Source organism: uncultured Helicobacter sp., from assembly GCF_910577135.1.
GTDB lineage: Bacteria > Campylobacterota > Campylobacteria > Campylobacterales > Helicobacteraceae > Helicobacter_C > Helicobacter_C mastomyrinus.
The window spans coordinates 156,529-171,426 of record NZ_CAJTLL010000003.1 but is presented as its reverse complement, the minus strand read 5'-3'; the positions used below and the strand labels follow the sequence as shown (position 1 = coordinate 171,426).

The window sequence follows — 14,898 nt, the reverse complement described above, 5'->3', positions numbered from 1 at the left end:
GTAACAACTTCTACTCGTCCTTTTGCATCTTTTACTTCTGTGGTGAAATCTAACTTGGTGTAGGTGTCAAAGACCCTCATAAGTTCGTGCAAGTCTGTTCCCACGGTTGAAGCTAAGAGCTCTAAAAGTTCGTTGACTGAATCTTTTAAGTGGTTAAGAGAGGGGCTAGAGCAAGTAAGTTCAATGCGTTTAGTAGCGTGGCCACTTTTGGCTTCATCAATGGCTTCAAGGGACTTTTTCACAAGGGCTTGGTCTTGCTCTAAGCCGATTCTTGTTTTTTCTATATTATCATTAATGGCTTCTGCCATAACGCTAAGCTCATCTTTGCTGCTAGGACGTAAAGGCTCTGGAACACTTTCTCGTTCATAGTTAAGATACGCAAAGAAATCCATAAGAGCATTTTTGATACTCGCAATGGGCTTTGTAAAGAAACGTATAATAAAGAAGATAATAATTGTGCCTAGAGTAATGGTTACAATGGCTAAAATGATGGTGGCTATGAGGTTAAGGTTAATAAGGCGTGTGTAGTCAGACTTTTCAGCTGCGGCGACCATAGTCCAACCAAAGGGAAATTGTTTATAGAATCCAACTTTATTGATATTTTTGCCATTTTCAAGCTTAAATACATAGTCAAAAGTGCCTTCTTTATTCGTTTGTAAGGCTTCTTTCAATGCTATTTCCGCACTATTTAAAGAGCCGTTTCTCACAGATTCCATATCCTCGTGTGAGAATACTTTGCCCTGACTATCTGTTATGAATATCGCTAGTGAGGGTAATTCGGGACTGCTAAAAGACTTAAAACGTGCTTGAAATGATGAGACATCTATATCAAATGCAATAACACCAATAAACTTGCCATCTTTAATAAGCGGTGTAGTAATGGTAGAAAAACTTTGCCCTTTGTGTTTGCCCACTTTGTTTTCATATACAGGGGTAACAATATCTTTTTGTTTTTGTTTGGTTTCTACATACCAAGGGCGAGTGCGCAAATCCGCACCCTCTGTATCGCTCCATTCTGCCGAAGACTTAACAGAAGCATTTGAATCATAATCTATGATAATAGCACTGCCATCATCATCATACACAAGAGCGACTATAGGATATTTTACAAGTGAAGAAACCGCTTGAAGAAATGAACGTTGTGTGCTTATATTATTTTTACCCACAGCAAGAATATTTTCTGCTAAAGCGTGCAGATGGTGCCGCCCTTCCTCTTCCATAGTGATATAAATGCTTTTATAGCTTGATTCAAGTGTTTGTTTTTGTATCCCCTGATAAATTCCTATAACACTTTCTTTAGTTTTTTGGAAATTAAAAGCACTAATAGTTACAATAATAATACAAAAAATGCCTATAATGCTAAGAGTTAGCTTAGTACCTAATGAACGAAGTATCATATTTCCTCCTTAATTTGCTACTTAAAAAAGTAAAAAGCTTGTATTATATCGTTTTTTTTTTTTTTTTGTTAATAGCGTGCAAACGACCTATGAAACGAGCTTATAGCAAATGCCTTTAAAACGTTCGCCCATTGTGTGTAATAATGTTTTTACCTTTTGAATCTCTCTAAAATAATGTTTATAACTCTTTTGTGCGCTAAAAGATTCTAAAAGTGCTAAGAGATGCATATCCTCGATAAGCACATGCGCTTGGGATTTGCTAAAAATCTGCTTAAAACCTACATTGCTTAAAAGTAAATGCAAAAGCTCAAAATCTACATCATAGGTTATATCAGCTTGTTGATACAAAGTGCGGAAATCGCTCTTTTCTTGTAAAAAATCCGCTAAGGTAAGCACATTGTGCTGATGATAGAATCTAGGATTATAGCTAAGGGCGTTATCTATTCCATAGCTACCATAATCAAAACTCATAAAATAGCTTTGTGTGTGGCTTTTGGCAAATATGGCAAGTGATGTGAGAAAAGAATTCCACAAAGGTACAACCCCGCTAAAAGTAGATATGTTAGGAATGCGTATGTCATTTGCCTTGAGTGCGGGAGATTCTACATCTTGCCATATCCCACTCCATATATGAGAATCTTGCTTAATATAGAGCGTTTTGCCCTCGCTTAGCACTTCACAAGGGAAGCTATCAAACAATTCATTGGTAATGACAAAAAGGCTTGTTGGAATTTGTGGCTTTGGAATGGCAGTAAAATCTGTGAAGGTAGCAAAATGTATGGGGATGGAGGATTTAAGCGTGGAAAAATGCGCTTCTTGTGCTTTTGCAAGTGAAGGCAGAGGCTCTATGGTGATAAAGTTGCATTGTGGCAGGAGATACTCACTCAAGGCATCTAAAAATAGGGCAATATCGCCTAACAAATAGCCCTTATCTGCGCCAATCTCCACGATACGTAAAGGCAGGGACAATGCGCCATTTTCAACCAAAGAAAGTATATAGGTAGCAATGCCCCCACCAAAAAATCTACTTGTGCTCACAGATGTGTAGAAATCTCCCTTTGTGCCTACTCGATGGGGCGAGGTGTAGTAGCCATCTTGCCCATAGAGGCTTTGAGACATATAGGCACTAAAGGGTATGTGCTCCTGCATAGAATCTCGCCTATGCACTAGAGGCTTTTAAGCGCATTTTTCAAACGAGTAAATCCCTCATTTATCTCATCTTGGGTAATGGTAAGCGCAGGGAGGAAGCGCACCACGCCTTTGCCGGATTTTAGCACAATCACACCAGATTCTAATGCGTTTGTGATAATGTGCTCTTGTATAGCGATATCCTTAGTGTAAAGCCCACACATAAGCCCCAAGCCCACTTTATGCGTAAAAATATGGCTAAAGTGCTTCACAATATCTTCAAGCGCGTTATGAAAAGATTCTATCCTACGCTGCAATGTCCCATCTGTGTGGATATGATGTAAAATATCTAATGTCTCAAGCCCTGCTGCACAAGCAAGTGGATTCCCACCAAAGGTACTTCCGTGGTCGCCAAAGTGAAAAATATCAATAAGTGAGGTAATAACTGCACCGATAGGCACTCCACCGGCTAATCCCTTTGCTGTGGTAATGACATCAGGGGCTATGCCATATACCTTTGAGGCAAAGAGCTCTCCGCAGCGGAATATGCCCGTTTGCACCTCATCTATCATTAATAGAATCTGCTTACTTTTAAGATGTTTGCTTAGGGCTTGGATTTTATCCCTATCCATCGGGCAAACGCCCCCCTCGCCCTGCACGAGCTCTAATAGCACCGCACAAGTTGCATTATCAAGGTGATTATAAATATCATCAATATCCTTAGCATACACAAATCCATCGGGGAATGGTCCAAAATGCTCGTGCATTTTTTTTTGCCCTGTGGCTTTGAGTGAGGCTATCGTGCGTCCGTGGAAGCTAGAATCTAAAGTGATGATTTTATAGGCATTTTTGCTTTTGCCATATTTTCTAGCGATTTTAATCGCACATTCATTTGCCTCCGCACCGGAATTACAAAAGAAGGCACGCATAGGCTTTTTATCAATCATTTTATCTTGGTAGAGGCTGATAAGTCGCTCTGCTAAGGCGGCTTGATGGGGTATGTAATAGAGATTTGATGTGTGCAAAAGATTCTGTGCTTGGGTGGCGATAGCCTTTGTCAAGCGGGGATTAGCGTGTCCTACGCTGCATACGGCAATCCCCGCGCCAAAGTCGATGTATTCCTTGCCTTGTGTGTCAAAAAGCCGTGCATTCTCCCCACGCACAAATGCCACAGGGGAGCGCCCATACGTGTGAAGGATGAAAGTCTCATCAAGTTTTTGAATCTGTGCCAAATCCATTTTTCACCTCCATAGCCTTTAAATCGCGTATTGTATCCCAAAAGCATAATGTTTTAGCAATTTTTAGTGATTATGGAGCGTTTTTTGCTAGTGGCAAAAGGAAGTAAACATTTTACAAAAGGAGCGCATTTTGCGTATTGAGGGAAGCTTAGGTAGTCAAATAGCCATACCAAATACCCATCACATAAAGGGACAAGATAATACCTTAAAACACAAAGCCGATGAGATAAATAAAGACACAGAGGCAGAATCTCCCTCATCTGTGGCTACAAACGCAGCGCAAGATGAAAACAAGATAAATGATGTGCAAGAAATACAAGATATTGCACCAAGTGCTAAGATTCAAGACTTAGATGGCAATACAAATCGTATCACTTATGGTTTAAAGGTGATTGAGCTAATGAGCGATGCGGAATATCAAGCCTTTTTGTGGGCTACGCAGGATTTAAGCGAGAGTGAAAAAATCCTTATGGCACAGAGTTTGTATCGATTTACTGCCTTTTATCAAGGCAAAGATTCTAAACAGCAAGAAAATATAGATATACATAAGCTAAATGCACAAAGGGCTTTTGGGGTGGAGCATTCAATGATAGATGATTTTATCCAACGCTATAAAAATGCGTATGATAAGTTTATGCTTTCACAGGTCTAGTGTTTTTAAGGGTCGCTATTGCCAATGAATGCGTGTATAACTTGACTTTTTAGTACTTTTTGCATAGAATTATCAGCTTTATTTGCTCCATAGATTCTAAGAGATTTTAATGTCAGAGTAGCTCAGCTGGTTAGAGCGCTGGTCTCATAAGCCGGAGGTCGGGAGTTCAAGTCTCCCCTTTGACACCATCTTTAAAGGTTTCTCTATGCGCAATATACTCCCTAAGCTTTATGTTATCGTGCCTTGCTTTAATGAAGAAAATGTCATCTCTCATACTTTAGAAAAACTTTCTCAAAAATTATATATGATGATAGAATCTGCGCAGATTGCGCCTCAAAGTGCCATTGTGCTTGTCGATGATGGAAGTAGTGACAATACGTGGCAGCACATTCAGCATAGTATATCGCTATTGCCCCCCCCCCCAGTTACTTAAAAAGCAAAAAATGGAGTATTGCTTTTATTACGCTTAAGCTTTCGCGGAATTTTGGACATCAAAATGCCCTCTTAGCTGGGCTAGAATATGCAGCCCATAAATGTGATTGTGCTATTAGTATTGATTGTGATTTGCAACAAGATGAAAATATGTTTGATGAGTTTATCCGTAAATATCAAGCAGGAAGTGATATTGTGCTTGGTATCCGCAATGACCGTCATACAGATTCTCTATTTAAAAAGCAGAGTGCAAATGTGTTTTATGACTTTATGGCACTTATGGGGACAAAGGTGGTTAAAAATCACGCTGATTATCGGCTATTGAGTGCAAAAGCGCTGCAATTATTGGGGGCTTATAAAGAGAGCAATTTGTTTTTGCGGGGTGTGATTATGGATATGGGGCTAAAGATTGATAGGGTGTATTTTGATGTCAAGCCTCGCTCTATGGGAGAGAGTAAATACACATTAGCAAAAATGTGTGCTTTTGCGCTTAATGGCATTACAAGTTTTAGCGTAGCGCCTTTAAGGCTGGTGAGTGTGATAGGCTTTGTGTTTTTTATTGCTGCTTTGCTCTTCTTATGTTATGTGCTGTATGTGAAATTTTGGACACATGATGCGATTTTTGGCTGGGCTTCTACAGCGATATTGTTATGTTTTTTTAGTGGGATTCAGCTTTTGAGTTTAGGTATCATCGGGGAGTATATTGGCAAAATTTATACAGAATCTAAAAGGCGTCCAAGATATATTATTGAGGATATTAAGGTCTATGAAGGTGATAGTATGGAATAAAGCTTGGCAATGTGGGATTCAAGCAATTTATCATCAGTATATTTTAAATCTTTTTTGATGTCTGCTTCTTTAATGGCTATATAGTTCATACCAGCTTTATGAAGCACTTGAGCCTTGATGAAATCGTTTTTGCGCACTTTAGCAAATTGTTCTCTGTGCCATAATGCTTACCTCCGTGATATGCTATCACAGCCAAAGGTTTATCTTTGTGTTCTCCTCTTTTGTGTGTGATTAAAAAATCACAATAAAAATCGCCAAAATTTTTTCACGTATGTATATCTTGCTCACCTATCAAAAAGACTTTAAAAAAGACTTGAGGGTTTATGTTATAGCTTTCTTTAAAAGTTTTTGTAAGGGCATAATAAATCTTTGCTTCTTTAGCATTTATTAATTTTTTGATTGTGATTGTGTCTTCACACATATTCTCAGGACGTTTAATAGTCTTGTCTTTGGGTAACTCCACCACTTCTTTAGTTTTTATATAATTGGTCAGTCCATATACTACAAATACTATCACTACGCCTATTAAGATTACTTCCCATATATCAAATGTAAGCTGTGTGAAATGTGGCATTATAAATCATTTAGCGTAGCTTATAGGAAGCAAATTAAATTGCTACGTTATCGTAAGATTGCAAATTATAAGACAAGCTTTTTAAATGGTTTAGGTTTAATATGAGAGAAGAGGAGAAACAAGCCTAATATCCATATTAAGCTTGTTGTATTTGAAGGTTATTTCAAAGGTGCTTCAAGGGCGATTTCTACTTGAGACCAAGTCAAGCCCTCGTGGAGGTCAGACACAGCTGCTTGCAAGCTTGCACGTGCAGATTCAGCATTAAACTCGCTTAAATCAATCACACCTTTTGCCACAAGCTTTTTGCCCACTACTTCAAATTGCATAGGCACTTTATTTGTTTTACCATTCATACGCACACTTGCTAGAATCGTGCCCTTACCTTTACCCTCAATCACATCTTTAAATGTTACTTTGATAGGGTCTTTTTTGCTAAATTTATCAAAAAAGTTTTTGCGGATAGTTTCATCTCTGCCTTCATCAGCAGTATTTACTTTCATAATATCAATTGTTGCTGTGGCGTTATTGAGTTGAGATTCTAAACTTTGAGCGACATTTGGTTTGCCAAATTTAAATACTACATCGTTAAATGTGCCACCTACACCAATTTTTGTAGACGTTTTAAATGCTGTCCATTTAACCTCTGCCTTATTTGCGTCAATCACAGCCGCACACGCTAAGCTTCCTATAAGAACCATACCTGCGATAATTTTTTTCATATCGTCTCCTTTTGTGAAATATATGTGAAATACCCTCTAAGTATAGGATAAAAAAACAAATAATTTTTTCATATATCACACGCTTTTTGGCAAAATAAATAAAGTGGCAAAGTAGTAACGATTTGATGGTATTTTTGCAAAAGATAAGAAATAATAAAAGCTTCTACTTTGTTTATTGTGTAAATTAATTGCTTTTGTTTGATTCTTTTTTAATACACATTAACTTTTGTTGAAGTTTGAAATTTTTTTATGTTTTTCTTTTTTTATAAGGGGGAGAGGTTTAAAGAAATTAGCTCGCTAGATTACCCACTCACCACCCTTACGATGTTTTAAGGGGTTAGCATCTCGTGCGTTTAATTTTTATATAAGTGAGGATATACCTCACTTATATAAATAAGCACAATAGAAAATGTATAGAACTTTTGCTATTTTTTATTTTTGGTAAAACCCATTGTTTTGTCCATATCTTAAGAATATAAGTCTTGAAATTTAGCCATTGATGGCTGCACTGCTCATATCCCACATCGGCACAAATACCCCTAGTGCTAAAAATAACAAAAGGATACCCATTACAAGACTTAAAAGCGGCTCAATAAGAGAGATGAGAGAATCTATCTTTTCTTGTGCGATTTCCTCAAATCGCTTCGCGCATACTTCAAGCATTTCAGGGAGTTTGCCGCTCTGCTCCCCAGCAGCGATAAGAGCCAAAGAAATATCATCTATGACATTTTCTTGTGTGAGGGCGAGAGAGAGGCTTTTGCCATTTTTGATAGATTCTAAGACTCGAATAAATGCAGCCCTTAGGGCGAGATTATAAAGGGCATTATTACTGAGTGATAGTGCCATATCAAGCGGAGTGGCGGATTTAAGCTGTAAAAAGAGCGTAAAGGTGTATTGATAAAACATATTAAGTTTAATGATTTCACCAATGAGAGGAATATGCAAAACAAAGGCGTGGAGGGAATGTCTAAAGCTCTGCGAATGCTTATAGAATCTATATAGCATAAGCCCACCCCCGCACACAAGCACACAAAAGAGTAGCCCAAAATGTGTAAAAAAGCTTTTCAAATGGATAAGGATTCTAGTGTAGATAGGGAGATTAACTTTGAGTTCCTCAAACATCATTAAAAACTCAGGTAGCACAAATAGCACAAGCCCGATAAATGCCCCTATAATGCTTAGTAGCACGAGCGTGGGATAAAACAGGGCGCGTTTGATTTTGCGCTTATTTTTATACTCCTTGATGAGGTGATTGCTAAGCATTTTAAAGATCTCGCCTAGCTCTCCGCTCTTTTCCCCAAGGGCTATCATATTCCACGTCATATCGCCAAAGATTGCTCTATGCTCCTTAAAAGCCAAGGATAGCTTCTGTCCAAGATTCAATCGATAAGCGATTTCAAGCAATGTCCGCTTTAGGGGCGATTTTTTGGTATTTTTCGCACATACTTCAATCACTTCAAGAATAGGCAAAGACGCACTTAGCATAGTAGAGATTTGCATAAAAAGTGCGGCAATATCTTGCTTGGTGATTTTATTATCTAGTCTTAGTATCTGCAAATGGAGAAATTCAAATCCACTTAGGGCTTTGATTTCAATAGGATAGATATTGTATTTATTCAAACTCTGTTCTTTAGCATTCTCTAATGAGGTTGAAAGCAAAGTGATTTGCACGTGTTGATTGTCTTTAATGCCCTTGATTAAGTATTTTTGCGGTAGCTTTTTCATATATTACACACCCTATAAATTTCTTCAAAACTGCTCTGCCCGTTTTTGAGCAGTTCCATACCTACCTCTAGCATACTTTTAAAGCCCGTTTGTTTAAGCTTTGCGTGTATATGCGCCTTATCTTGCGGTGATTTGATATACTCACCCAATAAAGACGTATTTTGCAAACATTCTGCGACAAGCAAACGACCGCTAAAGCCCTGCATATTGCAATGCACGCAGCCACAAGGAGCGAAAAATGTGCCATCTTTTATATTATCCCATAAATGCAAAAGATGAGATTGCAAAAGCTTATTATACATTTCTTTGGCACTAAGTGGGGCTCTACAATATGGACATAATTTGCGCACAAGCCTTTGGGAAATCACTAAACGCAAACTTGAAGCAATAAGATAGCCCTGTGCGCCCATATCAAGCAACCGCTCTGCCACACTAAGCGCGTCATTCGTATGCAATGTGCTTAATACTAAATGCCCTGTGAGAGCAGCCCTTAGCGCAATATCAAGACTTTCTTTATCACGGATTTCACCTATCATTAGGACATCAGGGTCGTGCCGCAATAATGCCCTCAAAGCCTCACTAAAGCCAAAATCATATTTATTGTGGATAAGCACCTGTGTAGTAAGCTGTGTGTGATACTCGATAGGGTCTTCAAGGGTGATAATCTTTTTATCAGGGGATTTGATAGATTCTATCATTGCATAGAGTGTCGTGGATTTACCACTGCCGGTAGGTCCTGTGAGGAGGATAATGCCATTTTGTGCTTGAATATGCCCTGTGATAGTGGTTAAATGCTCTTTGGTAAATCCTAAGCCCTCAAGACTTAGATTCTGTGTCTCTTTAGCGAGGATTCTAATCACTAGCGATTCTCCGCCAAAGGCTGGGAGAATAGAGAGGCGGAAGTCAAAATGATGATTATCAAATACCCGCTTGAAACGTCCATCTTGGCTTTGACGTGTTTGCGTGATGTCTAGCTCAAATTCTAGCTTTAAGCGCGAACTCAACGCCTCGAGCACATTAGATTCTAAACTAAACAATTCTCTTAGCATACCATCTATGCGGATTCTAATACGTGCTGCCCTTTTGCCATTTGCTTCAAAAGATTCTAAATGTATATCACTTGCCTTTTGCATAATACAAGTATGCAGGATAAAATCAAGCAATGCTACTACGCTTATATCGGTATCCTTATTGTTTGTATCATTTGGGCTTTCGTGCTGCTTCAAAAGTGCGTTTTTCAATGTATTAAAGTGTTGAAAGAGATAAATATGATGGGCTTGGAGCGCAAAAGACTTTTCATCGGTGGTAAAAAATACTAAATGTGCTTGAGGATAGAGGCGCAAAATGTGCGTACGGATAAGGCTAAGGGGAGCATTAGTGTGTTTAAGGGCGATATGGATTGTTTGAGGGGATTGTGTAATATCAAAGATAAGGCATTGGTGTTTTTGGATAAACTTGTATTCAAGGGCATTGAGGCAAGATTCACTAAGCTTTAAGCTATGGAGATTGATAGGGGGGAATGACACATCCATTACATATCCTCTATGGTGGGATTTTGTGGAATATCTTGTATGGAATCTTGGCTTGGTTGGGAATTAGCTTTGGGTTGTTTATCTGCGGCTGCTTCTTGTTTGGTGGCTTCTTTAGCTTGGGTGTCTTTTAATGTATCTTTTTGGCTAAAGTCGATAATCTCATCGATGATTGTCCTATCCTTTGAGGTGATATTTGATTCAAGATTGATAATATGTGGAGATATGACAATAATCATTTCTTGGGTTTCTTTGATATTTCTCTTATAGCTAAAGAGATATTTAATCAGCGGAATATCGCCTAAAATCGGCACTTTACGGATAGTCTGCCCCTCTGTTTTGTCAATCAATCCTCCCAATATGATTTGCTCTCCATCTTTTACCTGCACGAGCGAGGAAAGCTGCTTTGTGGAGAGGTTAGGGGGCGTTTCTAGCGCGGTTGTTTGATTTTCAATCGCGATATCTTTAGTTTTGGTAATGGAGGGATTGATTTTCAAAATGATTTTACTATCTTTAATGCTTGGGGTTACATCAAGGAGGATTCCAGCAAAGACAGAGGGGAAGGCTTGGGCGTTGTTTTGTATCGAAGTGCCTTGCGTGGTGGTTTGATAGGTCGTATTTTGTGAATATCTTAGCACACTGCCTACGCTAATGATAGCAGGTTGGTTATTGAGCGTTAAAACTTTGGGATTAGAGATGGACTGCACCTTGCCATAAGTTTGCAAAAACTCGATAATGCGGTTAATGCTCACACCTTGTGAGAAAATATTAATCGCAAAGCTATTGCCTGAAGAATCTACATTCACATTGCTACTTTGAGAATCCGCGCTTGGCGGGAGAGTGGAGAGATTCCCTAATTTATAAAACTCACCCCAATCCACGCCATAGGTTTGATTATTGGTATGCTGGAGGCTAAAAATATGCACATCAATTAGCACTTGCTTTTGAATCTTCTCATTCAAATTCTTAATATAAGCCTCAATACGTCTCATCTGTGTGGGTGTGGCGGTTATAGTGAGTAGCCCGGCTGCTTTGTTGATAATAATATCCTTGCTCTTTCCCTTTAATTCTATGGGATTAGGCTGATAGCTATCGCCTGGTGCATAGGCAATAGCAGCGATTTCATTATGGAGCTCACCCCAAAAGTCAATCTCATCAATGCTATAAATCTTTGTCCCGCTTTTACCTATATTGGGATTATTTGCAGTCGCTTTGCCTATTGCCATTTTATGCGATTGGGAATCGAGTTCAAAGTTTGAAATGGCTAAGGGGGCGTTGTGTAGGCTTGTATTATAGACGGATTGGATTTGATTATCTTGTGAAAAGACAATGTCAGTGTTGCTAGAGCCTACGCGCGTGGTGGCAATATAGCTAATTTCAAAGGTTTTGGTAAGAAGCGAGCCGATTTTTAAGGTCTCATTATGCAGGTTGTAATAAAAATCATTGCTAGTAATAAGGCTATCTAAAACCTTTTTAATAGGCTTGTTTTGGATATGAATCGCCATCTTTTTGCTATCGAGCATTGCTTTGGTATTCTCTTGGAGGTAGATAATATTAAGTTGGCATTGTGTGGCAACCTCCTCGATGATTTTGCTTAGAGGGACATTGCTACGTGAGTGAATATTAATGGGTGAATCACAGGAAAAAAGTAGTATTGGTAAAAAATAAAGAATTCTAAAACACGCTTTCATATTTCCCCCTTAGTGCAGCCCAATCTTTGCATAAATTACAAGTGTAGCTGAAAAATGTAATATGCAAAGCATTATTCTGTCTCCTTATTTTGGCTCATACTTTTGCCTATGGCAAGGCTATAGCGGGTTTTACCTTTTTGTAAGACAATATGCTCTGGCTGTATATCTATAATTTTATAGTCTTGAATATATTCCCCTATATGCAGCCATTGCTCATTGATAAGGACCTTACCATTAATAATAGCAAAGAGATCTAGTGTTTCTTGGGTATGGTTTTGCTCAAAAGGATTATGCAGGTGCTGTATTTTATTTTTGATGGTGTCTTTAGAGAATGCTTCTAGGTTCGCAATAAGTGTGTGAAATGCAGAATCTAGCGCATAAAGAGATATAGCCCATAGATATATTAAGCATATATGTTTCATAAATTGAGCCTTTGGGGATTAAGGCGATTATCAATAATAAGCAGATTAAAATATATTTCCCTGCCATTAAAGGGCTTAAGACTTAAGCTATCAATGCTAAAAAAGCGATGAGATTCTATATATTCAAGCAAATTGATAAGATTATCAAAATACCCCATACCCTCGATGTTTAAGGCATCAAGCATAGGGTAGGGTGTTAAAGTAGAAAGATTAAGATGCTGTGTTTTGGCAAAGGCAATGAGCTTAGGCATAAGGGCAAAGGGGTTAAGATAATCTTCTTGGGATTGCATATATTCTTTAAGGATAGAGAGATTTTCCTCAAGCATTGTGCGTTTAGAATCCATAGATTGCGCTTGTTCTAAATGGAGTAACTTGACATTTTGGAGTGAATTTGATGAGGTGGCAAATTCCTCTAAAGTCTGTGTATGCAGTGCTTTAAGGGCGCGATTATGCTCTATTAAAGGCATATACACAAAATCAAGCATAACAAATACAATACACAAGGTAAGTGCAGCGATAAAAAAGGATTTCTCTCTTTTGCTTTTAGCGGAGAGAAGGCTCTGTATCCTAGAGTGCATAATATTAAAGTAATGTTTAAATGACATTATACACCACCACGATATGGGCATAAAAATGTGAAGATTTATTATCTGTATCAAATGTCTCTTTGATAGAATCTTGCAAAAAGGCTTTTTGTGTAGGAGTATTGAGTGTAGCAAGGAGTGTAGAGATATGAATTTGATTGGGGGCACTTATCTCAAGTAGAGCTACAAAAATATGAGGAGTAAAGTGAAAGCTTACGCCCTCATATATAAGAGGCGATTCTTGGGGTTTTAATACCTCTTGCATAAAGTCATAGCGTAGATGATAGCTCTGCTGCCACAAGGCTATATCGTGTAGATTTTTTATGAGCATATTTTGTTTGCGAGTAAGGGCTTGGAGATTTTCTTGCTCTAATGTATTATGGACAATAGATTGAGAGGCAAAGAGTGATTCACTCTTTGCATTAAGGCTTGAAATATCCTCTTGCAAATGTTGATTATAAAACATTAGGGCAAGAGGAAAGATATATAAAAATATCATTGCCACTATGCCAAAAGAGACATATAGTTTTTTGTGGGCAGAGGGCTTTGAGGCGAAATTAGGAAGATTCAAAGTTTGGTTTTGATAAAACATAGCATAATGCAGGGCTAAAGTAGCTTTTAATGTCTCAAATGTAAGGCCACGCGTATCATTGCATATCTCACTTAAGGGCTTGATAAGCAAAGTTTGTCCGTGGTGTGTTGTGGTAGATAAATCAAGGTAAGCTGCATTTTCTACTAATGCATCAGGCATAAAATAATACAAATGTGTGAAATACTGATGATAGGCTTCTTGTAAATAAGCAATATGTAAAGCGATGGATTGTAAATATGTGTTATCCGCGCCTAATTCACAATGCAGCACTTCTTTAAGCGCATTGTTTTCAAAATAGCACAGATAAGATTCTATCCATATCACTCTATTTTCTTTCATCTCAAAAGCAGCCAATGCAGAGGGTAAAAATATATCGCTTGTGATAATGGAGGCTTTGGGTGAAAAGGTGTATTTTTCATAAAAACATGTCTCATATATACATTTTTCCTCATCAAAGGAGTGTTCGCGGGGGATAAAGTAGATTTCATAAGCATAAGGGGGTTTATGCAGAGCGGATTGCTGATAGGCAAGGGAGAAGAGTAAAGAGCTGATATGGGCAGAATCTTGAGCGCTTTTAAGGGCGGCTTTTTCCACTTCAAGGCTAAGATGTGTGAAATGTGAGAGCGTAGGAGAAGCAATATCTACAGATGTGGGCTTTTGACTATCTATAATAAGGCGATTACTTGCTAATGTGTAGAGGCTTTGGCTTTGTGTATCAAAGAATTTTAGGGCTTTTACACTCATAGATTTTGCTTTATTTTGAGCTGTGGCATAGATTCTATAGAATCTATGCCACCTGTGCGGATTCGCTGGGAATGCGTGATAGCAATGGCAATGGCATCAGTAATATCAAGGGGCTTGATTTCACCCTTAATGCTTAAGATTTTTTTCACCATAAAAGCCACTTGTGTTTTGTCTGCTTTGCCATTGCCTGTGAGAGCCTTTTTTACTTGCAAGGGCGTGTATTCGGCAAAATGCCCGATGTCTTGGAGAATTTTTAAGCTCAAAGCCCCGCGGAACTGCGCGAGTTTAATCACACTTTGGGGATTATAGGCAAAGAATATATCTTCTATGGCTACCTCATCGATTGTATGTGTTTTTAGCACCAAGTCAATACCCTCGACAAATTCGACAATTTGGCTTTGCAAGTCGCGCTCTTTGATTTTAATAATCCCTGCTTCGACAAGTCTTAGAGCCTGTGGAGGCGTGAAGTGTATAATGGCATAGCCGCAATTCCTACTCCCGGGGTCAATACCTAAAATATACACGATTTAACCCATAATTTTTTTTGCATTATGATTTCCCCTCATTTTTGGAATGATAATTTCTTAGCAATTCTTGGTAATATCACTCTAAGATATTGCAAGTTTTCACATTTTATTCACGTCATCAAGCGTAATATATCGTCTATAATCTAAGGTTAATA

Annotated in this window: 15 protein-coding genes and 1 tRNA gene; 4 read left to right on the top strand and 12 right to left on the bottom strand. The window is 38.3% G+C overall.

Annotated elements, in window-relative coordinates; translation table 11 throughout:
• The 3 genes from QZ289_RS02775 to QZ289_RS02765 form a co-directional block, all read right to left on the bottom strand.
• On the bottom strand, nucleotides 1-1,397 hold a 1,397-nt coding region (locus tag QZ289_RS02775; RefSeq protein WP_295698945.1), incomplete at its 3' end, for a cache domain-containing protein.
• 87 nt (nucleotides 1,398-1,484) lie between these two features.
• Nucleotides 1,485-2,546 carry an SAM-dependent methyltransferase gene (locus QZ289_RS02770; RefSeq protein ID WP_295698942.1) on the bottom strand — a complete coding sequence of 354 codons (1,062 nt, stop codon included), beginning with the start codon at nucleotides 2,544-2,546 and terminating at the stop codon, nucleotides 1,485-1,487.
• A 17-nt stretch (nucleotides 2,547-2,563) separates the two neighbouring features.
• Nucleotides 2,564-3,763, bottom strand: a complete 1,200-nt coding sequence (locus QZ289_RS02765) for an aspartate aminotransferase family protein (protein WP_295698939.1) — start codon at nucleotides 3,761-3,763, stop codon at nucleotides 2,564-2,566.
• 130 nt (nucleotides 3,764-3,893) lie between these two features.
• Between QZ289_RS02765 and QZ289_RS02760 the strand changes: the two genes are divergently transcribed.
• From QZ289_RS02760 to QZ289_RS02745, 4 genes are all read left to right on the top strand, one after another.
• Nucleotides 3,894-4,415 carry a hypothetical protein gene (locus QZ289_RS02760; protein ID WP_295698936.1) on the top strand — a complete coding sequence of 174 codons (522 nt, stop codon included), beginning with the start codon at nucleotides 3,894-3,896 and terminating at the stop codon, nucleotides 4,413-4,415.
• Nucleotides 4,416-4,526: 111 nt separating this feature from the next.
• Nucleotides 4,527-4,603, top strand: a tRNA-Met gene (locus QZ289_RS02755).
• 17 nt (nucleotides 4,604-4,620) lie between these two features.
• The gene (locus QZ289_RS02750; protein WP_295698934.1) at nucleotides 4,621-4,848 is read left to right on the top strand and encodes a glycosyltransferase; all 228 of its coding nucleotides are present in this window, start codon (nucleotides 4,621-4,623) and stop codon (nucleotides 4,846-4,848) included.
• Nucleotides 4,818-5,636: a glycosyltransferase gene (locus QZ289_RS02745; RefSeq protein ID WP_367181325.1), complete on the top strand. Its 819-nt coding sequence runs from the start codon at nucleotides 4,818-4,820 to the stop codon at nucleotides 5,634-5,636. The genes QZ289_RS02750 and QZ289_RS02745 overlap by 31 nt, the downstream gene beginning before the upstream one ends.
• A 265-nt stretch (nucleotides 5,637-5,901) precedes the next feature.
• On the opposite strand, the gene QZ289_RS02740 is transcribed toward QZ289_RS02745, so the two are convergent.
• The 9 genes from QZ289_RS02740 to ruvC all read right to left on the bottom strand — a co-directional run bounded on the left by QZ289_RS02740 (nucleotide 5,902) and on the right by ruvC (nucleotide 14,740).
• Nucleotides 5,902-6,210, bottom strand: a complete 309-nt coding sequence (locus tag QZ289_RS02740; protein WP_295698932.1) for a hypothetical protein — start codon at nucleotides 6,208-6,210, stop codon at nucleotides 5,902-5,904.
• A 158-nt stretch (nucleotides 6,211-6,368) separates the two neighbouring features.
• Nucleotides 6,369-6,929 (bottom strand): YceI family protein, encoded by a 561-nt coding sequence (locus QZ289_RS02735; RefSeq protein ID WP_295698930.1) that lies wholly within the window; start codon nucleotides 6,927-6,929, stop codon nucleotides 6,369-6,371.
• A 489-nt stretch (nucleotides 6,930-7,418) separates the two neighbouring features.
• Nucleotides 7,419-8,654: a type II secretion system F family protein gene (locus tag QZ289_RS02730; protein ID WP_295698928.1), complete on the bottom strand. Its 1,236-nt coding sequence runs from the start codon at nucleotides 8,652-8,654 to the stop codon at nucleotides 7,419-7,421.
• Nucleotides 8,651-10,186 (bottom strand): GspE/PulE family protein, encoded by a 1,536-nt coding sequence (locus QZ289_RS02725; protein ID WP_295698925.1) that lies wholly within the window; start codon nucleotides 10,184-10,186, stop codon nucleotides 8,651-8,653. Before QZ289_RS02725 ends, QZ289_RS02730 begins: the two co-directional genes overlap by 4 nt.
• A complete protein-coding gene (mshL, locus tag QZ289_RS02720; protein ID WP_295698922.1) occupies nucleotides 10,186-11,874 on the bottom strand; it encodes a pilus (MSHA type) biogenesis protein MshL in 1,689 nt (562 codons plus the stop codon). The genes QZ289_RS02725 and mshL overlap by 1 nt, the downstream gene beginning before the upstream one ends.
• Nucleotides 11,875-11,945: 71 nt before the next feature.
• Nucleotides 11,946-12,296, bottom strand: a complete 351-nt coding sequence (locus QZ289_RS02715) for a hypothetical protein (RefSeq protein ID WP_295698919.1) — start codon at nucleotides 12,294-12,296, stop codon at nucleotides 11,946-11,948.
• Nucleotides 12,293-12,901 carry a hypothetical protein gene (locus tag QZ289_RS02710; protein ID WP_295698917.1) on the bottom strand — a complete coding sequence of 203 codons (609 nt, stop codon included), beginning with the start codon at nucleotides 12,899-12,901 and terminating at the stop codon, nucleotides 12,293-12,295. The genes QZ289_RS02715 and QZ289_RS02710 overlap by 4 nt, the downstream gene beginning before the upstream one ends.
• Nucleotides 12,891-14,216 (bottom strand): hypothetical protein, encoded by a 1,326-nt coding sequence (locus QZ289_RS02705; RefSeq protein WP_295698915.1) that lies wholly within the window; start codon nucleotides 14,214-14,216, stop codon nucleotides 12,891-12,893. The genes QZ289_RS02710 and QZ289_RS02705 overlap by 11 nt, the downstream gene beginning before the upstream one ends.
• Nucleotides 14,213-14,740 (bottom strand): crossover junction endodeoxyribonuclease RuvC, encoded by a 528-nt coding sequence (ruvC, locus tag QZ289_RS02700; protein ID WP_295698913.1) that lies wholly within the window; start codon nucleotides 14,738-14,740, stop codon nucleotides 14,213-14,215. Before ruvC ends, QZ289_RS02705 begins: the two co-directional genes overlap by 4 nt.
• Between the last annotated feature and the right edge of the window lie 158 nt (nucleotides 14,741-14,898).

Coding starts and splice junctions, on each gene's coding strand:
- QZ289_RS02770 (WP_295698942.1), bottom strand. CDS start 2,546: ATGCAGGAGCACATACCCTTTAGTGCCTATATGTCTCAAAGCCTCTAT.
- QZ289_RS02765 (WP_295698939.1), bottom strand. CDS start 3,763: ATGGATTTGGCACAGATTCAAAAACTTGATGAGACTTTCATCCTTCAC.
- QZ289_RS02750 (WP_295698934.1), top strand. CDS start 4,621: ATGCGCAATATACTCCCTAAGCTTTATGTTATCGTGCCTTGCTTTAAT.
- QZ289_RS02740 (WP_295698932.1), bottom strand. CDS start 6,210: ATGCCACATTTCACACAGCTTACATTTGATATATGGGAAGTAATCTTA.
- QZ289_RS02735 (WP_295698930.1), bottom strand. CDS start 6,929: ATGAAAAAAATTATCGCAGGTATGGTTCTTATAGGAAGCTTAGCGTGT.
- QZ289_RS02730 (WP_295698928.1), bottom strand. CDS start 8,654: ATGAAAAAGCTACCGCAAAAATACTTAATCAAGGGCATTAAAGACAAT.
- QZ289_RS02725 (WP_295698925.1), bottom strand. CDS start 10,186: ATGGATGTGTCATTCCCCCCTATCAATCTCCATAGCTTAAAGCTTAGT.
- mshL (WP_295698922.1), bottom strand. CDS start 11,874: ATGAAAGCGTGTTTTAGAATTCTTTATTTTTTACCAATACTACTTTTT.
- QZ289_RS02715 (WP_295698919.1), bottom strand. CDS start 12,296: ATGAAACATATATGCTTAATATATCTATGGGCTATATCTCTTTATGCG.
- QZ289_RS02710 (WP_295698917.1), bottom strand. CDS start 12,901: ATGTCATTTAAACATTACTTTAATATTATGCACTCTAGGATACAGAGC.
- QZ289_RS02705 (WP_295698915.1), bottom strand. CDS start 14,216: ATGAGTGTAAAAGCCCTAAAATTCTTTGATACACAAAGCCAAAGCCTC.